Source organism: Thioalkalivibrio sp. ALgr3, assembly GCF_000377325.1.
In the GTDB taxonomy this organism is placed as follows: domain Bacteria; phylum Pseudomonadota; class Gammaproteobacteria; order Ectothiorhodospirales; family Ectothiorhodospiraceae; genus Thioalkalivibrio.
On record NZ_KB897986.1, the window covers coordinates 37,304 to 58,643 of the forward strand.

At 70.1% G+C, this 21,340-nt stretch carries 15 protein-coding genes; 9 read left to right on the plus strand and 6 right to left on the minus strand.

Annotation, left to right across the window (positions count from 1 at the left end):
* Positions 1 to 119: 119 nt before the first annotated feature.
* The 5 genes from C998_RS0110665 (at position 120) to C998_RS0110685 (ending at position 7,897) form a co-directional block, all read left to right on the plus strand.
* Entirely contained in the window at positions 120 to 692 is a 573-nt protein-coding gene (locus tag C998_RS0110665) for a hypothetical protein (protein WP_018870854.1), read from the plus strand.
* Positions 693 to 925: 233 nt separating this feature from the next.
* On the plus strand, positions 926 to 2,026 hold the full coding sequence (locus tag C998_RS0110670) for an acyltransferase family protein (protein ID WP_018870855.1): 1,101 nt from the start codon (positions 926 to 928) through the stop codon (positions 2,024 to 2,026).
* A gap of 113 nt (positions 2,027 to 2,139) precedes the next feature.
* Positions 2,140 to 4,665: a VWA domain-containing protein gene (locus tag C998_RS15330; RefSeq protein WP_026279575.1), complete on the plus strand. Its 2,526-nt coding sequence runs from the start codon at positions 2,140 to 2,142 to the stop codon at positions 4,663 to 4,665.
* 222 nt (positions 4,666 to 4,887) lie between these two features.
* A complete protein-coding gene (locus C998_RS0110680; protein ID WP_026279576.1) occupies positions 4,888 to 5,889 on the plus strand; it encodes a diguanylate cyclase domain-containing protein in 1,002 nt (333 codons plus the stop codon).
* Between the two features lie 118 nt (positions 5,890 to 6,007).
* Positions 6,008 to 7,897 carry a DEAD/DEAH box helicase gene (locus C998_RS0110685; protein WP_018870858.1) on the plus strand — a complete coding sequence of 630 codons (1,890 nt, stop codon included), beginning with the start codon at positions 6,008 to 6,010 and terminating at the stop codon, positions 7,895 to 7,897.
* 27 nt (positions 7,898 to 7,924) lie between these two features.
* On the opposite strand, the gene C998_RS0110690 is transcribed toward C998_RS0110685, so the two are convergent.
* The 3 genes from C998_RS0110690 to C998_RS0110700 form a co-directional block, all read right to left on the minus strand.
* Complete coding sequence (locus tag C998_RS0110690; protein ID WP_018870859.1) at positions 7,925 to 8,434, minus strand: CZB domain-containing protein; 510 nt, start codon at positions 8,432 to 8,434, stop codon at positions 7,925 to 7,927.
* 140 nt (positions 8,435 to 8,574) lie between these two features.
* Positions 8,575 to 12,144: a hypothetical protein gene (locus C998_RS0110695; RefSeq protein ID WP_018870860.1), complete on the minus strand. Its 3,570-nt coding sequence runs from the start codon at positions 12,142 to 12,144 to the stop codon at positions 8,575 to 8,577.
* Entirely contained in the window at positions 12,141 to 13,445 is a 1,305-nt protein-coding gene (locus tag C998_RS0110700; RefSeq protein ID WP_018870861.1) for a DNA repair exonuclease, read from the minus strand. Before C998_RS0110700 ends, C998_RS0110695 begins: the two co-directional genes overlap by 4 nt.
* Positions 13,446 to 13,596: 151 nt before the next feature.
* Here C998_RS0110700 and C998_RS0110705 point away from each other — a divergent pair, with 151 nt between their 5' ends.
* The 4 genes from C998_RS0110705 to C998_RS0110720 all read left to right on the plus strand — a co-directional run bounded on the left by C998_RS0110705 (position 13,597) and on the right by C998_RS0110720 (position 20,168).
* Positions 13,597 to 14,718 carry a hypothetical protein gene (locus tag C998_RS0110705; RefSeq protein ID WP_026279577.1) on the plus strand — a complete coding sequence of 374 codons (1,122 nt, stop codon included), beginning with the start codon at positions 13,597 to 13,599 and terminating at the stop codon, positions 14,716 to 14,718.
* Positions 14,719 to 14,783: 65 nt separating this feature from the next.
* Positions 14,784 to 17,180: a DEAD/DEAH box helicase gene (locus C998_RS0110710; protein ID WP_026279578.1), complete on the plus strand. Its 2,397-nt coding sequence runs from the start codon at positions 14,784 to 14,786 to the stop codon at positions 17,178 to 17,180.
* On the plus strand, positions 17,177 to 18,628 hold the full coding sequence (locus C998_RS0110715) for a ribonuclease H-like domain-containing protein (protein WP_018870864.1): 1,452 nt from the start codon (positions 17,177 to 17,179) through the stop codon (positions 18,626 to 18,628). The genes C998_RS0110710 and C998_RS0110715 overlap by 4 nt, the downstream gene beginning before the upstream one ends.
* 214 nt (positions 18,629 to 18,842) lie before the next feature.
* Entirely contained in the window at positions 18,843 to 20,168 is a 1,326-nt protein-coding gene (locus C998_RS0110720; RefSeq protein WP_018870865.1) for an MFS transporter, read from the plus strand.
* Positions 20,169 to 20,206: 38 nt separating this feature from the next.
* Here C998_RS0110720 and C998_RS0110725 read toward each other — a convergent pair whose 3' ends face one another.
* From C998_RS0110725 to C998_RS0110735, 3 genes are all read right to left on the minus strand, one after another.
* Positions 20,207 to 20,473, minus strand: a complete 267-nt coding sequence (locus C998_RS0110725) for a hypothetical protein (protein ID WP_018870866.1) — start codon at positions 20,471 to 20,473, stop codon at positions 20,207 to 20,209.
* Between the two features lie 124 nt (positions 20,474 to 20,597).
* On the minus strand, positions 20,598 to 21,185 hold the full coding sequence (locus tag C998_RS0110730; protein WP_018870867.1) for a Fic family protein: 588 nt from the start codon (positions 21,183 to 21,185) through the stop codon (positions 20,598 to 20,600).
* On the minus strand, positions 21,169 to 21,315 hold the full coding sequence (locus C998_RS0110735) for a hypothetical protein (protein ID WP_231364979.1): 147 nt from the start codon (positions 21,313 to 21,315) through the stop codon (positions 21,169 to 21,171). The genes C998_RS0110730 and C998_RS0110735 overlap by 17 nt, the downstream gene beginning before the upstream one ends.
* Positions 21,316 to 21,340 lie beyond the last annotated feature (25 nt).

Genomic DNA, 21,340 nt, shown 5'->3' on the forward strand with positions numbered 1-21,340 from the left:
GGGCGCCGCATGGAGCGGCGCGGCCGTGCTCGGGAAGATTCTGGCATGCGTTTCGCTTGGCAAGGTTGCCCCGGCTCCGTTCATTTGGAGCGGGAAAACCTTTCGAGCAGGAGCACGCCATGATCAACAGTATCGGACCCAATCCGGCCACCATGGCCCAGACGGCGGGCATGAACGGACCGAATGGCGCCGGGAACCAGGGCCCCGCGGCCGCGGCCGGGCAGAACCCGGCGGGCCAGGCGACCGGGCAGGCCGCCGGCATGGCCGCGGCGCAGCAGGCCCAACCGGCCCAGGCGGGCGCACAGGGAGGCATGCAGGCGGCGCAGCCGGCTCAGGCCGCAGCCAGCCCGGCCATGGGGCAGGCCCAGCCCGCACAGAACGCCACCCAGGCGGCCGCTACCCAGAGCCCGGCGGCTCCGACCGGTTCCACCGGCAACACCGGGAGTACCTCCGGAATTGGCGGCACCGAAGCGACGCAGTCCGCGGGCGAGATCGATACCGGACTGTCCGTCGATTCGGAGATGCAGGCGGGCGATTCCTCGACGGACACCGGCTCTGGCAACCCGGATAACGGCGCCGCGCAGGACGAACCGGGCGCCGAGGAAGAGATGGGCTCCACCTTCATGGCGGACGGCAGCCTGGCCAGCACGGGCCCGGATACCACCGGCTCCAGCGTCAACATTCAGGCCTGATCGACCCGGAGACCTGTCCGTTCCCGGAGTGGCCGGCGATTTGCTAGTCCCTCCGGCATGGACTGGACGGGGACACAACGAATCCGGATCCGGGCTCGCGGGGGGCGCCGTACGCCCGGGTGCCGCGGGTGTGGCAATGTGCCACATGGGTCGCGCCGACCTGTCGCGTTTCGACACATAACCCCGAACTTCGAGCTCGGGGCCGAAGTTGCTGGCGCGAGCAGGGTGGCCGCATGACCGCCCTCTCGGCATCGCGCCTGGAGGGCCTGGATCTGGCGCGTGCGCTGGCCGTGGCCGGCATGCTGTCGGCGCATGTCGGGCCGGTGGGCCTGGAGACGCTCGGCGGGCAGCTGTACGCGTTGCCTCAGGGTCGGGCGTCGGTGCTGTTCATGCTGCTGGCCGGGGTGGGCGTATCTTTCCTGGCCGCCTCCCGGCGTCCGCGACGTGGCGGGGCCGAGGCCCAGTTGCTGTGGCGGGCCGCGCTGCTCTTCCTGATCGGGCTGGGGCTGCAGGCCCTGGAGCCCGACGCCATCTACGTGATCCTGCCGGCCTACGCGGCACTGTTCGTGCTGGCGATCGCCATGCTGCGCATGCCGTCACCCGGACTGCTGGCCATCGCTGCATTGATGCTGGCCCTCGGTCCGGCGATCTTTCTGCACGGGCAGCTGACCAGCCCCGAGGTGTTCGACCGTTCGCCCGTGATGCCGGGGCTTGCCGCGGGCGAGATGCTGCACCGTCTGGTGCTGTCCGGCCCGTATCCGCTGGTGACCTGGATCGTGCCGTTTGCGGTCGGGATGTGGCTGGGCCGGCTTGATCTGCGCAGTACCGCCGTGCGCCGGCGTCTGGTCGTGGTCGGGGCGGTGGGGACGGCCGGGGTGCTGCTGGCCAGCGTCGGGCTGCAGCGGGCACTGGGAGTGGATGCCGACGACTGGGGCTGGAACCGGTTGCTGGTCACGCAGCCCCACAGTCAGATGCTGTTGTGGCTGGCCGGCTCCGTGCTGACCGCCGGCGCGGTGCTGGGGCTGTGCCTGCTCCTCGCCGATCGGGCGCGCCGCTGGCTGTGGCCCTTGATCGCGTCCGGGCAGCTGGCGCTGACCTTCTACGTGACCCACCTCCTGGTGCTCTGGCTGCTGCGGGAGACACTCGAGAGTTCGGGTCTGGACGACCACGTGATGGACTCCCCCGCGATCGCGACCGCGTTGACCCTGCTGGCGATGGCGGCCTTCGCCGCTTTCGCGGTCCTGTGGCGTTCACGGTTCCACCGCGGTCCACTGGAGAGCCTGCTTTTTCTGCCGTGGATCGCAGGGCGGCAGGGCCGGGACCGGCCCCGCTGAACGGGCTTTGAGCCGTGTCGCCCCCTCCTTTTGGAGGGGGCGTTCTTTTGTGCATTGCGTGATCCTCTCAAGGGGAACATCGGGCCAATCAATGGCACTGAGGGGAGCGGACAATGTACGGAAAACTCTTGCGACGGGCCGTGGCCGGCGGTTTGCTGGCCGGTGCGTTTGGCGTGACGTCGCCGGTGGTGGCCGATGAGCATGTGAGCATCATGGTGTTCGATGCCTCGGGGTCCATGTGGGCGCGGATGGAAGACGACAAGTCGCGCATCGAGGTGGCGCGCGAGGTGGTCGACGAGTTCGCGGCCAGTCGCGACGCCAGCATCCCCTTTGGCGTGGTCGCCTACGGACATACCCGCCGTGGCGACTGTGACGATATCGAGGCCGTCCTGCCGCTGGACACCCACGAGGGTCACGAGATCGCGCGCACGATCCACGATCTCAACCCCCAGGGCATGACGCCGTTGACCGACTCCATGGCCAGGGCCCGCGAGATGATCCCGCGCACCGCGGAGTCTGCGGACATCATCCTGGTGACCGATGGCCTGGAAAACTGCGGCGGCGATCCCTGTGCGCTGGCCGCCGAGATGGCGGAGGAGGGCATCGACCTGCGCGCCCATGTTGTCGGCTTTGCGCTCGAGGAGGAAGAGGTTCAGACCCTTTCCTGTGTGCCGGAGCAGACCGGTGGCCAGCTGTTCACCACGCGATCCGGCGAGGAACTCAGTGCCGCCCTGGACGAGATCGCGGCAGCGGAACCCGAGGCACTGCGCGTGCAGCTGCGCGCGCTCGACGAACGCAACCCCGAAGAGCACGTGCGCCGGGTGGACTGGGAGGTCGCCGACGAGGCGGGCGAGTCGATCTTTTCCGGGGAGTCGCGGGGCATCATCGACCTGGAGCTGATGCCCGGTGATTACACGGTCGAGGCCGAAGCGGAGGTCTTCGCCGGCGGGACCGAGTTCGAGATCACCCCGCAGACCGACGAGCCGGTCGACATCATGATGGCGAAGACGCAGGCCACGCTGGAGCTGAGCGCCGAGGACGCCGCAACCGGCGAAGCCCTGGGCGGGGTCGACTGGGTCGCGCTGAACGTGGAGACCGAGGAAGCGGTCGAGGCCCGCAGCGAGGATGCCGATCCGCTGGAACTCCACCTGGAGCCCGGGGAATACCGCATCATTGCCGAACGCGGCGCGACGAGCGGTGATGCGCGGGAGATGGCGACCCTCGCGGAAGACCGGGAAGTGGTCGTGACGCTCGAACAGGCGCTGCCGGGCGCCGAGCTCCATGCCCCGGACACCGCCGGCGTCGGTTCCATGGTCGATGTCGGCTGGGACGGGCCCGGCGAGGATCGTGACTTCATTGCCGTGGTGGAGCCGGGCGCGCCCGAGGATGATACGGGCCATTCACGCCGCGCCAGCGACCGCGTGCAGGGCGAGGAGCAGGTAACCCTGCAGATGCCGGATGCCCTCGGGCCCCACGAGCTGCGTTACGTGCATCGGGAAACGGGGGCGGTCCTGGCCACTCGCACCATCGAGCTGGAGCCGGTGGAGGCGTCCGTCTCGGCACCCGGTGATGTCCCGGCCGGGGCGCAGTTCGAGGTCGAATGGGAAGGCCCGGTCAACCGCAACGACTACATTGCGATCGTGGCGGCGGGGGCCCCGGACGACGACACCGGGCATGGCCGGCGGGCCACTGCGCGGGTTTCGGAGGACGGCGAGCCGGTGACCCTCCAGGCCCCGGATGCGCTGGACACCTACGAGGTGCGCTATGTCATCCGTGACAGTCGCCGAGTGCTGGCCTCGCAGGAGGTGACGCTGACCCCGGTGGAGGCGTCCGTCTCCGCACCGGAGGAGGTCCCGGCCGGGGCCTATTTCGAGGTCGAGTGGGAAGGCCCGGTCAACCGGAACGACTACATCGCGATCGTGGCGGCGGGCGCGCCGGACGATGAAACCGGGCATTCCCGCCGCGCCACGAGCCGGGTTTCGGAGGACGGCGAGCCGGTGAAGATCCAGGCGCCGGATGCGCTCGGCACCCACGAGGTGCGCTACGTGCTGCGCGACAGTCGCCGGGTGCTGGCCTCGCAGGAGGTGACGCTGACTCCGGTCGAGGCGTCGCTGGAAGCGCCGGACACCGTGCTGCCGGGTGCCGATTTCGAAGTGCGGTGGGAGGGACCGGAGAATCGCAACGACTTCGTGGCCATCGTGGAGCCGGACGCGCCCGAGGGTGACAGCGGCGACAGCCGCAGCGCCAGCAGTCGTGTCTCCGGCGACACCGAGACTCTGACCGCGCCGGACGAGGAGGGCGAGTACGAGATCCGCTACGTGATCCGCGATTCCGGCCGGACCCTGGAGGCCATTCCGATTACCGTCGGCGGTACCGACGTGACCCTTTCGGCCGAAGATACCGTGGCCGCCCGGAGCACGATGGAAGTGGACTTCACCGGACCGGGGCGCTTCGAGGATCTGATCGAGATCGTCGAGGCCGGCGCCGACCCGGACGACAGCGCGGTGCAGGATGCACGTGCCTCGCAGGGCAGTCCGGTGCAGCTGTTCGCGCCTTCCAGTGCGGGCAGCTACGAGATCCGCTACCGCGCTTCCGACAGCGGTGAGGTGCTCGAGAGCATCCCGCTGGAGGTGGAATAGGAGCCGGGGACTCAGGCCTTCACCAGGGGCAGGCGCCCCTGGTCGACCCGGCGCAGGCCGTACACCAGGTCAGCGACGGGCTAGACCGGTGCCATGTTCGGACCGGGGACCCGGACCGGGCGGAAGGATTCGCCCGTATGCCCCCGCCGGGTGCACAATATGGCCTGTTTCAGGCCTGCAGGACGCCCCGGGCGGCACCCCGGACATGGTGGATCATCGGCAATGACGGCTTTATCACCCGAAGCAGAGGTCCGGGCGGCGGTGGAGCAGTACTTCGATCGCTACTTCCGCGAGCGCGACCTCGTTGCTACATGTGAGCTGCTGAGCCCCTCCATGCACGGCATTGGGACCGGTTCCGGCGAGGTCTGCTTTACCCGGGAGGCGTCCGAGCAGCTCTACCGGCACGATATCGAGCAGGCGCCGAATCCGGTGGAATACTCCCTGCGGGACCTGCATGTGTCGTTTCCGGCGCAAGGGGTGGCGATTGCCAGCTGTGTGCTGGATCTGCACACGATCATTGCGCGTCAGGCCGTGCGCTTCAATGGAGTGCGACACAGCCTGGTGTGGAGCCGGGACGATGACGTCTGGCGCCTGGAGCACATCCACGTGTCCTTCCCCGGCGTCGAGCACGGGGACGATGAAGCCTACCCGGTCAAGGAGCTGGAAGACCGCAATGCGGTGCTGGAGCGAAGGGTGGACGAGCGCACGGCCGAGCTCCATGAGGCGCTGGAACGGATCGATCGTTTCGCTCGCACCGATTCGCTGACCGGCCTGGCCAACCGTCGCAGCATCGATGAAACCCTGCAACGGGCCCTTGCGCAGACGGGTGGAGGCGCCTCGACGCTGGCCGTGATTCTGCTGGATCTGGACCGGTTCAAGCGAATCAACGACGTGCACGGTCACCTTGAGGGAGACCGGATCCTGAAGGCGCTGTCCGGCATCCTGGCGCGGGCTGTCGAGGGCGCGGGCCACGTCGGGCGCTGGGGCGGCGAGGAGTTTGTCGTCATCGTGCATGACATGAATCTGACCGTCGCCTCGCAGCTTGCGGAGACCCTCCGTGGCGAGATCCACGGCCTGCGTGATCCCGACGGGGGCTCCGTGACCGGCAGTCTGGGCGTGGTGGAGGCTCGTGCCGGGGATACTCATGAAACCCTGATGGCGCGTGCGGACCTGGCCCTGTATGCCGCCAAGGCCGGCGGACGCGATCGCGTGGAGCGCGGCTGACCCCCACGGCTCTCGCGTTTCGTGTATAGTGCGCAGCTGACCGTGTGGTCATTCCTTTTCGCCGGGCCCGGGGCACGCCAGTGCCGTCGCTGTTTCCGGCCCGTGTGAGTACTGTGTGATGTCTGAATCCCCCTCCTTTGACCAGCTCGGTCTGTCCGAGTCGCTGGTCCGTGCCCTGTCGAATCTGGGCTTTGCCACCCCCACCGCGGTCCAGGCCGCCTGCATCCCCGCCCTGCTGGGTGGTCGCGACGTGCTGGGCGAGGCCCAGACCGGCACCGGCAAGACCGGTGCGTTCGGCCTGCCGCTGGTGGATGGCGTGGACGCGGCCCTGAAGGCGCCGCAGGCCCTGGTGCTGGCCCCCACCCGCGAGCTGGCCGGTCAGGTGGCCGACGCCCTGAGCGGTTTCGCGGCGGGTCTGGACGGCATCGAGATCCTGCCGGTCTACGGCGGCCAGCCGATGGGCCAGCAGCTGCGCGCCCTGCGAGACGGGGCCCAGGTGGTGGTCGGCACGCCCGGCCGCGTGGCCGACCATGTCCGCCGCGGCAGTCTCGATCTGTCCAGCCTGCGCATGGTGGTGCTGGACGAGGCCGACGAGATGCTGCGCATGGGCTTCGTCGAGGAGATCGAGTGGCTGCTGGAGCAGACCCCGGCCGAGCGCCAGACCACGCTGTTCTCCGCGACCATGCCGGCGCCGATCCGGCGCATCGCGCACCGCCACATGCGCGAACCGGAAGAGATCCGCGTGGGTGCGGGCAACGAGGCCGGCGTCGACATCGACCAGAGCTACTGCCTGGTCGATCAGCGCAACAAGCTCGAGGCCCTGACCCGCCTGATGGAGACCGAGCCGGATCTGGACGCCGCGGTGGTCTTTGCCCGTACCAAGGCGGCGACGGTCGAGATCGCCGACCGGCTGGGCGCCGCCGGCGTGGCCGCCTCGGCGCTGAACGGCGACATGGAGCAGGGCGAGCGCGAGCGCGTGGTCGCCAACCTGCGCGACGGTCGTCTGGACGTGATCGTGGCCACCGACGTGGCCGCGCGCGGGATCGACGTCCCGCGCATCAGCCACGTGTTCAATTTCGATGCCCCGGGCGATGCCGAGGTCTACGTGCATCGCATCGGGCGTACCGGCCGCGCCGGGCGCAAGGGTCGCGCGATCCTGTTCCTGGAGCCGCGCAAGCGGCGCATGCTGAAAGACATCGAGCGCCTGACCGGCAAGTCCGTGCGTGAACAGGCGGTGCCCGACCGCGAGGCGGTGCGCGCACGGCGCGAGGATCGGTTCGCCGAACGCGTGCGGGCTGCCGTGGCGGATGACGCCGGGGGCCGTCACGCGGCCCTGGTGGAGCGCCTGCTGGCCGATGGCGAGACCTCGCCGCAGGATCTGGCCGGTGCCCTGGTGGCGCTGGCCACCGAGGGGTCCCCGCTGGATGCCTCCGCCACCGCCGGTGCGGACCCGCTGGCCGGTGCGGCCCGTGCCGGTCGCGACGACCGCTCCGGCGGCCGGGATCGTGGCGAGCGTACCAACAAGCGCCGCGAAGGCGGCCGTCAGGGCGATCGCGACGCGGGTCCCGAATCCGGCATGGTGCGCTACTACATGCCGGTGGGCCGCACCCACGGCGTCGCGCCGGGCGCGATCGTCGGGGCGCTGGCGAACGAGGGCGGGCTCAAGGGCCGCGACATCGGCCGCATCGGCCTGCAGCAGGAACACTCGCACGTGGATCTGCCGGAGAGCCTGGACGAGGGCGCGATCCGCAAGCTGGGCGGCATCCATGTCGCCAACCGTCGCCTCGGCCTGACCCTGGAGATCCCGTCGCCGCAGGGCCCGAGCCACGACGCGCCGGCGCGCAAGTCGAAGCCCGCATCCCGCAAGCCCGCCGGTGGCAAGCCGGCGACCGGCAAGCGCCCCGCGTATCAGGCGACGGGCAAGGGCCCCGGACGGGCTTCGGGCAAGGGCCAGAGCAAGAACAGTACCGGAACCCTGGGCATCCGCCGCAAGGCCGCCAACGGCTGACCGCGGAAGGCGCGGCCGGGAGCCAGCTCAGCTCTCGCAATGCTCGCAGACGGCGCCGGCGGAGGCGTCGTCCGGATATCCGCCCAGCCGCCGGCGGACCTCCTCCTCGTCCATCGCCTGGATGTCCTCGGCCAGGCGATCGAGGTGCGTGAGGATGGTCGCGGAGCACTGCTTGAGATGGGGCAGCAGCTCCCGAGCCCGGTCCAGCCGCCGGGTGTCGTCGAACCCGGTGGAACCGAACAGCCGTGCCAGTGGTGTCGGCTTTTCGGCCTGTTCCTCGAACAGGATGTTGAAGATCCGTCGGTAGGTGGCGTGGAGTTCGTCGTGTGGCGGTTCGATCCGGCAGTAGGAAGCCAGATCCGACAGGCCGCGCCCTTCGCCGTAGTACCACTGGCCGAACTTGCAGTCGGTGGGGGCGACCGGGACCTTGTCCTGGTCCAGCGGGATCCCTTCGATCAGTCCGTGGGCGTAGCTGACCCACATCTTGTGGCTCAGACGGGCGCGGTGGATCCGCTTGATCACGTCCGCTTTGGTCATGCTTGTCTCTCCGAGCGACACGGTGTGTCGCGGCAGAGGAGTCACTACAGGGTGAAGAACCCCAATTCTGGCCTGCCTGCGGGGCGGATGGGACGGCCGGAATGCGGAACCGTTCACGAATCGGCGGATTGCCGGGGGTATCAGTCGCCGGTTTCGTGCTCCAGGTGGTCGATCAGGCGCTGGATGTCGCCCGGGTCGGCATCCGCGGGCGCGCGTTCCAGGACGTACTGCCGGCGCTGCTCCGGCGTGAGCGGGTCACGCTCGTCCAGCAGGCCGTGTTCCTTCAGCCAGGACTCCAGCTGTTCACGCTGGTTGGTCCGCAGGCGCTGCTCGGTGCCGCTGGCCATGGTGATCGGATCCTGACGCAGGCCCTCCAGCAGCTCTACAGGGTCACCCCCCGTTTCTTCCGCACGTCGCACCACGCCCTCGAGGGTGTTGTCGGTCAGCACGCCGTCCGCGTGCGCCTGTTCCAGGATCCCCCGGTTCACCGGTTGGCCATGGCCGATCCGGCAGGCGTCCAGCCAGTGCTCCAGAGCCATGCTGCGATGGGCGAGGGCGGTGCGCCGGCGTGTCTCGGGCAGGGCGCGGGCGGCGATCCGGCTGTCCAGCAGGCTGCGCAGCGGCCCGACCCGGTCCACCCGCCAGTCCTGCATCAGGCTCCGCGCGGTGGCGGGGTCGTCGAACAGTACGTGCAGCAGGTGGACCTCTTCCGCCGGCGCCGTCGGGTCCGGGCGCAGGACGCCCAGCTCGCGGGCCCAGCTGGCGATGTCCCGGTCGCCGGGTTCAGGGATGGTCGGCGCGGCGGGAAGGCGGAAACGGGCCGGAGTCCGCCCCGAGCCTTCCCCGGACTTGTCCATCGCGATGCCGCGTACGGCCTGCAGGTCGACCCGGTGAGGTGACTCGCCGGTGGCCTGCTGCCACAGCTGCACCTCGTAGTCGCTGGCCGCCAGATACAGGATCTGTCGATCCTGCGCGAGTTCGCGCAGGGTGCGGAACATCACGCCGGCGCGTTCGGGGTCGGTAGTGGCCAGGGCTTCGTCGATCAGCAGCGGCCAGCGCCGTGATCCGTCGCCGGCCTCGCGGGTCTCCACGCGGGCCAGACGCAGGGCCAGCAGCAGCTGCATGCGGGTAGCGGTGGAAAGCTCGCCGGGGGTGCGCAGGGCCCCCTGCACGCGGTCCTCGCCGAGGAAGCCGTCGTCCTCGTCGCTCAACCGCAGGGCCCACTGGTGGTGGGTGAAGCGGGCGAAGGCCTCGCGCGCGCGGCGCAGCAGCTCGGGTTCTTCCTCGCGGCGGAACTCGTCCTGGATGTCGTCCAGCAGGAACCGGCCGGCGGTGCTTTCGAGGGCCCTGGCGCGGTGCTGCTCCAGCGCCTCGCGCGCGCCCTGTTCGGCCGCCATGGCCCGTTCGCGTTCCCCCTTGAGCCCGGTCTGGCGGATGCGCTCCCGGATCTGGCTGCGTTCCTCGCGCAGCTCCTCCAGCCGGGCGGCGCGGTCGACCGCCTCGGTGTGGCGCCGGGCCAGGGTGTCGCGCTCGCCGGGGGAATCCTGCGTGCCGGCCAGGGCGAGCAGGTCCGGACGGGCCTCCAGTTCGCGCGCGAGGTCGTCGCGGCGCCGGCGCTGTTCTTCCCGCTGGTCCCGCAGTTCGCGCCACGCCTCGTGCTGCTCCAGACGCTGTTCCAGAATGCCGCGCTGATCCGGCCCCAGGCCGACCTCGGCCAGCTCGCGGGCGGTTTCCTGCTCGATCTCCTCCAGCGTGTCCCGCAGCCGCCGCGCCTCGCGTTCCTTCTCGGCGGCCTCGCGCTCGGCCTCTGCGGCCTCGTCGGCGCGCTCGCGCAGGGCGGCCACGGCAGGCGCCAGATCGACGTGGGCCGGGGATGCGTCGGGCGCGGCGTCGGTTTTGGTGCCGGGCCAACGGGCGAGGGCTTCGCGCAGTTCCGTGGACAGGGCCCGGACGCGGCCGGCGGTGTCCGCCCGCCGGGCTTCGGCTTGCTGCAGGGCCAGCTCGGCCTGCTGCAGCTCGCGGGTGCGCTGGAGGAAATCGTCGAGCCGCCCGGCAAGCGTCGGGTCGAAGCCGGCTTCGCGTGCGAAGGCGGCCTCTTCCTGTTCCAGTTCCTGCAACTGTCGGTCCACGCTGTCGCGCTCGGACCGCAGCGTGCGGGCCTCCTCGAAACGCTGGCGGTCCAGCCGCAGTGTATCGCGGCGGCGTTCGATGGCCTCGAGACAGGCGCGCACGCCGGCCGGGACCCACGGCGCATCGGGGGCCTTGTCCAGGCCCAGCGCCGTGAACTCCCGGGTCAGCTGGTCGCGGCGGGCGTCCGCGGCCAGCGCTTCGGCCGAGCGGCGCAGACGTTCCGGCAGGATCCCGGAGACCATCCCAGGGAACCGCAGCGGCAGCAGCGCCAGCAGCATCACGCCGCCGCCCACGACAGCCAGCCAGCCGGGGCCGACGAGTCCGCCAAAGACCGCGATGATGGCGCCCAGGCCAGCCCCGAGCACGGTCGGGAGGACGGGACGCTCGCGGTGGTCCGGCGACGGCAGGGCCAGCCAGTCATACAGCAGCCGCGCGCCGCGTTCGTGGCGTTCCAGCTCCTCTTCGGGGGAGGACTCCGGCGCACCCTGCACCCGCGTCTCGAGGGCCGTGCGGCGGTCTTCCAGCTCGCGCCGGCGGCGGGCGAGATCGTGCGCCCGGTCGAGGCTGGCGTCATCCAGTTGTGGCAGTTCGCGGGCGGAGTCCTCGCGGCCGTCGAGCCGGGCGAGGGCCCGGTCGCGCGCGGTACGCGCGTCGGTACAGGCGGTGTCGGCGTCAGCCAGTGCCCGTTCCTGCTGGTGCAGGGCCTCCAGACGCCCGCGCAGGCGTTCGAGTTCGGCGGGATCCGGTCGGGCGTTCTCCAGCCCGGTACGTGCCAGCCGCTCGGCGGCCTGCCGGCGGGCCTGTTCCGTGCGGGCGAGTTCTTCGCGGGCGTGCTCGCGGCGGCGGTCCAGTGCGGCGAGGCGTTCCGGTTCGCGGCCGGTCAGGCGCTCCATGTCGGGCGGGAAGTCTTCCAGGCGTGCGGCGGTCCCGCGCAGCGCCTGTTCGGTGTCCAGCAGGCGCAGTGCGGTCTCCAGGGCCTGCTGCTCTTCCTGCGCCTCCATGGCCTGCGCGATCTCGCGGTCCAGCTCCGGCAGGCGCTGTTCCCCGGCGGCAGCCTGGCGCTGTTCTCGCTCGACCTCCTCGCGCTGCTGCCGGGCCCGTTCCAGCGCCTGACGCTCGCGGTGTCCGGCGCGCGGGGCATGCGGGAACAGCTCGTCGCGCAGTGCGGGCAGATCCAGCCCGCCGTTGAGTTCCCGGCGCAGCTGGCGGGCGAGCGCCTGCTCGCCGCTGCCCTGGATCTGCACCAGGTCCTCGACGCCGATCAGGTAGCTGTCGAGCAGATCCGCCGGGGGCGGGGCGGGCGGTTCGGCCGGGCGGCCATCGCACTGCCACGCCACATGTGCCCCGTTGCGGTCCACGGTCCACAGATGGCGCCCGTCGTGGAAGCCGGCGGTCAGCGACAGCTGGTGCGGGTCGCCCGGGCGATGCCCGGCCAGCAGATGGCGCAGGGCGCGGATCAGGCTGCTCTTGCCGGAGGCATTCGGCCCGGTGACGAAGTTGACCGCCGGGTCCAGAGCGTCGATGACGAAGCCCCGATCGATCCCGGGCAGCCGGCGGATCTCGATGGATTGCAGTTTCACGCGCCGGCCTCCGTCTCGGCCAGCAGGCGTTCCAGCAGGCGGCTGCCGGTATCGGTCAGGTGTTCGGCGATGGCTTCTTCATCCAGTGCCGCCGCGGGCAGGCCCTGCCAGCGGGCGTCGTCGGCGACCGGTGCCAGCTCGTCGCGTGCGCGTGCGATCAGCGCGCGGCGGTCGGGGTCGTCGGCCGGGCGGTGCAGGTCGCGCAGCCGGCGGGCCAGCAGCCCGGCGTGGTCCTGCCGGCGGGCCAGTTCATCCAGATCGACCGGCGGCCGGGTATCGGCGAGGATGCGCTCGATGAAGGTGAAGCGCTCGGGGCTGGCGGCGATGCTCTCCTCGCGATGCCCGTCCAGCTGGTGTGCCACCTTGCCGGCGAGGGTGGTGGCCCCGGTCAGGCGCAGGCGCAGGCCCAGCGCGCGCGGCGGGACGGGGCGGGCGTCCAGTCCCGCTTCCAGCTCGCGCAGCTGCTGCAGCAGGCGGGTGCGGGCCTGTTCGGCGGTCTCGAGGCCGGTCAGGTCGAGATCGACGCGGGCCCAGTGCAGCGGGGCGAGGCACTGCTGTTCCAGGGACTGGATGCGGCCCGCCTCCACGGTCAGCAGCCACGGGCCGCGCGCGCCGTGTTCGCCGGGGTGCAGGCCGGTAATGGAGCCGAGGTAACCGCCGGTGTAGCGCCCGGCCGTGCCCGCGGCGTCGAGGGCGTCCGGGCGATGGATATGCCCCAGCAGCCAGGCATCCAGTCCGGCGCCGGCCAGTTCGGCCGAGCGCACCGGGGCGTAGTGCGAGTCGCGCGCGTCGCGGTCGGCGTGCAGCAGGCCCAGCTGAACGCCGGCCGCGGCCCCTTCGTTCGCGTGGAAGTCGTGTCCGGCGAGCGGGCTGGTGGTCACCCGCCGCGACGGGAACGACCAGCCGTGCAGGGTTACGCGGTCTTCGCCGGTCCCCAGGGTGATGCTTTCCCAGGTCCCGCCACGGCCCAGCAGGTGGAAGCCCTCGAGTTCGTCGGCCAGACGCGGCAGCACGGCCACGTCGTGGTTGCCGGCCACGCCCGCCACGCGGATGCCGGCCCCGGTCAGGCGGTCGATGCCCTTACGCAGCTGGCGGTAGGCCTCGAAGAAGTCGTCCTCGCGCTCGACCAGGTCGCCGGCCAGCACCACCGCATTCACCCGCCGTTCGATCGCGAGGCGGACACAGCGCTCCCAGGCCTCGGCCGGGCCCAGTTTGGCGCCGTCGTCGGCCAGCGCGGCTGGCAGGCTGGCCGGCCGGCGCCCCAGGTGCATGTCGCCCACGGCGAAGATTCGAACGGGCATGGAGATCCCTTTCCGGTGTTCGGGGCCCTATGGTCGCACCGCCGGAGGCAGGGGAGAAGTGGGCCCGCCCCCTGTATCCGGAGGGGGACAGGAGTGTCCCCTGTGGGTGATGCTGGTGCATCACAACGGGACCTTTTCGGGGGGCAACGCCATGAAGGACTTCAGCATGCGGGAGACCCTGGGTCTGCTGCGCAGTACCGCACCGTTTCTGGTGTTCCGTTTCGTCATCTACGTGGGGATCACGCTGGCGTACGTGATCGGCACGGGGGTCGGTGCGGGCCTCGGCTACGGGATCGGATATATCGGCGACAACCCCGGGGTATTCGGTCTGTGGGGCGGCTTCATCGGCTTCGGCCTGGTGGGCGCGGTGGTGTACTTCTTCCGCGAATACCTGCTGTACATCGTCAAGGCCGGGCATATCGCCGTGCTGGTGGAGCGCATGGATGGGCAGGAGCTGCCGCAGGGCCGCGGCCAGATCGAGCACGCGCGCGAGGTGGTGCGCGAGCGCTTTGCCCAGGCCTCGGTGCTGTTCGCGGTGGATCAGCTGATCAAGGGGGTGCTCAAGGTCTTCAACCGGGCCTTTTTCAGCATTGCGGCGCTGATCCCGCTGCCCGGTACGAAGGGTCTGGCGAGCTTCATCAACACGGTCATCAACCTGTCGCTCACCTATCTGGACGAGGTGATCCTCGCCTACAACATCCGCACCCGGGCCGAAAACCCGTGGGCGGCCAGCCGCACCGCGCTGATCCTGTACGCGCAGAACTACAAGGCGTTCCTGAAGAACGCGTTCTTCCTTGCCTTCTTCATCTGGGGCATGACCTTCCTCGTGTTTCTCGTCATCCTTGCCCCCGTCGCCGGCCTGGTGGCGCTGATCCCGGCGCTGGCCGGTCCGCTGACGGTCGTCATCGCGCTGGTGCTGGCCTGGGGCGTGAAGCAGGCCGTGATCGAGCCGGTGGGCATGGTCGCTTTGATGCAGGTGTTCAACCGCGTGACCGAGGGCCAGGACCCCGACCCGGAATGGGAGGGGCGGCTGGAAAAACTGACCGGCAAGTTCGGCGAGATGCGGCAGAAGGCCGCGGCCTGGACGGGCGGCGGGTCGGACCGTTCCGATGATGCGGAGGGCATGGCCACCGCCGGGTCGGGTGTCGACGGGGATCCCGCTTCCGGTTCCGCGCCCTCGACCGATACGGGTTCGGATCAGACCTCCGGGCAGGGTCGGGGCGAGTCCGGACCCGGGGCAGGATCCGGGTCAGGACCCGGGCCGGATCGATAGGCTCCACCAGCCGGCTCCCGGAGCCGGGGCAGGGGCGTCCACCACGGAGGGGCGGATGCAGTAGCATGCGTCCCATGAATGCAGACAGCGACACCGGGGGAGGCGCGCGCCGGCTGGCGGAGCGGCTGAAGGCGCGCCATGGTAAGCGGATCACCGGCGAACTGGTGATGCCCGCGCGTCCGGCACGTTACGAGCCGATTCCGGAGGACATTGATCCGGCTCTCGCCGCGGCCCTGCGGGCGCGCGGTCTGCACCAGCTGTACAGCCATCAGCGGGCGGCCTGGGACCGGGTGCGGGCCGGGCATCACACGGTGGTGGTGACCCCCACTGCTTCGGGCAAGACCCTGTGCTACAACCTGCCGGTGCTGCAGGCGGTGCGCGAGCGCAAGGCGCGCGCGCTGTACCTGTTCCCCACCAAGGCCCTGTCACAGGACCAGGTGGCCGAGCTGATGGAGCTCAACGAGGCCGGTGATCTGGGCGTGCGCGCCTATACCTTCGACGGCGATACCCCGGGCGATGCGCGCAAGGCGGTGCGCACGCGCGGCGACATCGTGGTGACCAACCCGGACATGCTGCATCAGGGCGTGCTGCCGCACCACACCAAGTGGGCGCAGTTCTTCGAGAGCCTGGAATATGTGGTCATCGACGAGACCCACAGCTACCGCGGGGTGTTCGGCTCGCACGTGGCGAACGTGATGCGCCGGCTGCGCCGGGTCTGCCGCTTCTACGGCGCGGATCCGGTGTTCATCCTGAGTTCCGCGACCATCGCTAACCCGCAGGAGCTGGCGGAAGGGCTGGTGGGCGCACCGGTGGAGGCGATCACCGAGAGCGGCGCGCCGGCCGGCGAACGCCACCTGCTGCTGTGGAATCCGCCGGTAGTGAACGCCGATCTCGGCATCCGCGCCTCGGCGCGCTCGCAGGTCACGCGGATCGCGCGCACGGCCATGCGGGCCAAGCTGTCCACCATCATCTTCGCGCGCACGCGGCTGATGGTGGAGATCATCACCCGCTACATGAAGGACGTGTTCGACAACGACCCGCGCAAGGCGGCGCGGGTGGCCGCGTATCGTGGCGGCTATCTGCCGAACGAGCGCCGCGAGACCGAGAAGGCCCTGCGCGGCGGCAACGTGGACTGCGTGATCGCCACCTCGGCGCTGGAGCTGGGCGTGGATATCGGCAGCCTGGATGTGTGCCTGCTGACGGGCTACCCCGGCACCATCGCCAGCACCTGGCAGCGCCTCGGTCGCGCCGGACGGCGCAACCGGCCCTCGCTGGGCGTGCTGGTGGCCAGCTCCGAGCCGCTGGATCAGTACATCATCCGCAACCCGGAGTTCTTCCTCGGGCAGTCGCCGGAGCAGGCGCGCATCGCCCCGGACCAGCTGCTGATCCTGCTGGACCACGTGCGCTGCGCGGCGTTCGAGCTGCCGTTTCGGCGCGGCGAGACCTTCGGCGGCGAGGACCTGGAGGCCCTGCTCGACTACCTGGAAGAGGAGGGCGTGCTGCACCGCGAGTCCGATACCTGGCACTGGACCGAGGACAGCTACCCGGCGCAGAGCGTCAGCCTGCGCTCGGTGGCCGAGGGCAACTTCGTGGTGGTGGATACCAGCGACGGGCAGCAGAAGATCATCGCGGAGGTGGATTTCTCCAGTGCCGCCGAGACCCTGTACGAGGGCGCGATCTACCTGGTGCAGGCGGTGCCCTACCAGGTCGAGCGCCTCGACTGGGACGGGCGCAAGGCCTTCGTCACCCGCACCCGCGCCGACTACTACACCGACGCCATCGACTACACCCGGCTGAAGATCCTCGACGACTTCGAACGCAGCGCGGCCGGGCACGGCGAGGCCGCGCGCGGCGAGGTGCACATCGTCCGCCGCATCCCGGGCTACAAGAAGATCCGCTACTACACCCACGAGAACATCGGCTACGGCAATATCCATCTGCCGGACCAGGAGATGCACACCACCTCGGTGTGGTGGCAGATGGCGCCCGAGGCGCTGGACGAGCGCTTCGCCTCGCGTCACGAGGCGCTGGACGGCTTTCTCGGCGCGGCCTACGCCATGCATCACGTCGCCGCGCTGGTGGTGATGGCCGAACCTCAGGACCTCGGCCGCGCGGTGGGCGATGGCGACGCCCGCTGGTTTGCCACCGTGGGGGCCGGCGGCCGCGGCCAGCTGCGCACCCTGGACGGTGGCGAGCGCGACCCCGAGCAGGAGGCGCGCTTCCGCCCGGCGGTGTTCCTGTACGACAACTACCCCGGGGGCGTCGGGCTGTCGTCGCCGCTGTTCGATGCCCGGGTGCGGGTGGTCCGCGACGCCCTGGCCTTGATCCGCAACTGCGGCTGTGCCCATGGCTGTCCCGCCTGCATCGGCCCGATCCTCGCCAGCGACGAGGTGCGCGGGTTCTCGCCCAAACAGGCGGCGCTCACCGTGCTGGAGGCCCTGGACGTGGAGGTGGCGGCATGAGCCTGTCCGACCGGCTGAACACCCTGCGACGGCAGGCCGGCGTGACCCTGGAACGGCGCACCGCGGACGAGGTGGTCCGGGACGGGGCCGGGCCCTCCGGTACGGCCCCCGGGGCCGAATCCGGGGAAAAATCCGGTTCGATGACGGACGCCTCCGCAGATCCGGGGGGTACGTCGGGCAACGACGGGTCCGTGCGCGAAGGCCGGGCGCCGGTCACCGGGCAGGGTGAAAGCCCGCAGCGTGCCCGCGCGCTGGCCGAGCTGCGCGAACGGATCCGGCGTATGGGGGCCGCGCCGAAACCGCCCAGCCCGCAGGACGCCAGGCACTCCGCCGTATCCCCCGCAGAGGGAAAGGCAGTCGGGAAGGCAAACAGCGCGACGGCGCCCGCCATGAGCCCCAATGGCCCGGCCGTATCCGTCGACGAACTCGCCGAACGTCTCGGCGGCAGTCGCATTGGCGAACACGTGATCCTGCTGGATCGCGAGCTGCCACCGGGGCACGAACATGGCCGGCTGGCTCTGGGGGAGGCCCTGGGGGCGGTGTGGCCGTTCTGGGAGGCCGGCGAACGGGTGGGCTTCATCGACACCGAGACCACGGGGCTGGCCGGCGGTGCCGGGACCGTTGCGTTTCTGGTGGGCCTGGCGACCCCGAGCGGCGAGGGCCTGCGCCTGCGCCAGTGGCTGATGACCGCGTTCGCCGGCGAGGCCACCATGCTGGAGTCGGTGGACGCCGCGCTGGCCGGCTGCGAGCGCCTGGTCAGCTACAACGGCAAGACCTTCGACCTGCCGCTGTTGCGCGACCGCCGGCGCATGCAGCGTCGAAACGATCCGGCGGACAGCGCCCACACCGACTTTCTCCATCCGGTACGCGCGCTGTATGGCCATGCCTGGCCCGACTGCCGCCTGCGCACCGCGGAAGAACGGCTTCTGGGCCTGCAGCGCCCCGATGACCTCCCCGGTTCTGACGCGCCGTGGGCGTGGCAGGCGTACCTGCGCTTCGGTCGGGCGGATTTGCTGCAGCGTGTGGTGCGGCACAATGCCGACGATATCTTCAGTCTGGCCGTTCTGGGTCCCGCGCTCGCCGGTGTGCTGGCCGACCCGCCGGCGCAGCTGGCTTCGCCCGAGGGCGCCGCGCGTTTGTTGCACCGGCTTCGGGGGCCGGTGGAAGCCCGCCGGCTGCTGCAGCAATGCGAACAACGGCTGAACCCCGCCGGGCGGTTGTGGCTCGCCCGGGAATGGCGTCGCGCGGGTGTCCGGGAACGCGCGGTCGCCCTGTGGCAGCCTCTGGCCGAACAGGGACACCCGGAAGCCATCGAGGCCCTGGCCAAATACCACGAGCATCAGCGCCGTGACCCCGCGACCGCCCTGGAATGGGCGCGTCGCCTGCCGGACGCACCGGATGCGCATGCCCGGTGCGCCCGCCTGCAGCGCCGGCTGGCCGGTTCCTGACGGGCCGAGGCGGATCGGCGAACGGGCACGGGGTTTTGTTAGCATCGCCCCTGTCCCGCCTGCCTGAGTCGCTTGTCATGCGCCGGTCGTTGTCCCTTCGAACCTCCTGCGGTATCACCATCAGCCGTGCCCGGTGCGGCAGGGCACCCGTGGATGTCCCCGGACCGTGTTCCGGTGTGGTTCGCGCAACCGCAATGATCGGGGCGGCCTCCACATGTCGCTGATCCGGCGCTATCCGCCCAAGGCGCCGGCGCCCCGCCGGGAGATCTTCGGCTGGGCGATGTTCGATTTCGCCAATCAGGCCTACACCCTGCTGATCATCACCGTGATCTTCGGCGATCTGTTCACCCGCGTGATCGTGGGGGACGGGCCGGATTACCGCCTGGGCAACCTGCTGTGGAGCGTGGCGCTGGCGGTGAGTTACGGGATGGTGGTGGTGCTGGCGCCGCTGGCGGGGTCGATCATGGATGCCACGGCCACGCGCAAGCGGTTCCTGCTGGGCTCATGGCTGCTGACGGTGGTGACCACAGGACTGCTGTATTTCGTCGAGCCGGGGCTGATCTGGTTCGGCATGGCGCTGATCATCGCGTCCAACTTCGGTTACGCCATCGGCGAGTCGTTCATCGCCAGTTTCCTGCCGGACCTGGGCCCGCCGGAGCGGCTGGGCTGGATCTCGGGGCTGGGCTGGGGGCTGGGGTATCTGGGCGGGCTGGTGGCCACGGCGTTTGCGCTGGGGCTGCTGGGCGAGGTGACCGAGGAGAACTACGACCGCATTCGCTGGGTAGGGCCGTTCGCGGCAGCATTCTTCCTGGTCTCGGCACTGCCGACCTTTCTGTTCCTCAAGGAGCGTGGCACGCGTCGCCAGCTCGCGCGCCGGGTGCAGCTGGGGCTGGGCTGGCGGCGCGTGCTGCTGGCGCTGCAGCGCCTGAGCGAGGATCGCGCGCTGCGCAGCCTGTTCGTGTCGATCTTCTTCCTGATGGCGGGGATCTACATCATCATCGCCTTCACCTTCATCTATGGCTCGCAGGTGATCGAGTGGGATGAGTCCACGCGGGTGACGATGTTCGTCATTACCCAGATCACGGCGATCGTCGGGGCGATCGGGTTCGGCTGGCTGCAGGATCGCGCGGGGCCGGTACGGATCTACCGCCTGACGCTGATCATGTGGTGCCTGGCGGTGCTGGCGATCTACGCCACGCCGACGGTGGCGGACGCGCTGGCCGCGCTGCTGGGCCGCCCGGTGGAGGCGCAGGAGGTGTTCCTGGTGGTGGGAGCGGTCGCCGGTCTGAGCCTGGGGGCGGCACAGTCGGCCGGCCGCGCGCTGGTGGCGGTCATGTCCCCGCCGCGCGAGGCCGGGCGCTGGTTCGGATTCTGGGGCCTGGCGGCCAAGGCAGCGGCGATCTTCGGCCTGCTGGGGCTGGGCCTGCTGCAGACCTGGCTGGGGCTGGCCAACGCCATCCTGTTCTGTCTGGCGCTGTTCGTGATCGCCCTGATCGCGTCGGCTCCGGTACGCACGCCCGACCACATCGCCGGCGTGTGAAGCGTTGAGCCGGCCGGAGCCGGCTCGCGGTTTGTCGCTCAGTGCGCGTGGTGGCCCTGGTGCAGGTATTCCACGCCGTCGAGGCTCTGCAGCTGGATCTCGCGCACCGGGATGAAACGGGCGCTGCCGGGGGTCACGATCTCTTCGGTCACGCGCACGCGGTAGGGCGGCTCGTGGTTGAGCAGCTGGCCCACGTAGCGCTTGCCCTCGGCCTCCACGCGAACCGGGGTGGTATCTTCGTAACGCCTGAAGTTGTAGGAGACGTTGCGCGGGTACTGCAGGTTGCCTTCCGAAAAGGTGCTCATCGCCGGATTCTCGCTGTTGGGTTGATGGGATCGCGGCCCATTCTACCCGCTCTGCTTGATGGTGGCGAAGGCATCGAGAGCGGCCTGGCGGCTCTGTCAGGGCCGGCAAGAGCCGCGGGCGGCGTCAGTCAACTGCCCATTCCAGTATTTCGCTGAACATCCAGATTGTTGGTTCGCGGTCGCCATCGAAGGCCTGGACGGCGGTTTCGACGATTTGCCACTGCGGGACGAGATCCCAGTTTACGGAGACGCCGGAAAATGCCGCCAGATCTTCGATAAAGAGCCTCTGCGTTCGTCCGTTGCCTTCCGGGAAGGGGTGCAGGCGATTGATCAGGTCGTAATAGCGAGCGAGATTCCGAGTGAATGGCTCGCGGTCCAGTCCCCGAAGAAAATCCTGTTCGGCCAGTTCCGTGTGGATCTGATGAGCGTAGCGTTCGATGGACCCGGCGGGGGTGAATTCGCAGTAACCCTTGCGGATGTCGAACGAGCGGATATGCCCCGCCCAGTCATAAAGGTCCTGAAAAATCTGGTGGTGGATGTGACACAGGTGTTCGAGGTCGAATGTGGCGGGGCGGTGGGGTCGATCCCGGTACTCTTCGATGCGGACCCAGGTGAGGGATGCTTCGGCTTCGGCAAGTTCCCGGCGGTCTTTCAGACCGAGGTGGTTGATGTAGACGTTGGTGCCGGGCCAGGTTTCAGGTTCGACCGGCATACCAGGAACGGATCTCGCCAACGGCCTTGTCGGCATTGATCTCCCCGCGAGCCATGGCTGCGACCAGGGCTTCGGTCCGCGGGTCGGCGTGCAGTCCCTCAAGGCGGATGTTGGCGCGGGATCGCCGCACGCGCTCAACCGGGTCGTGTGGCCCG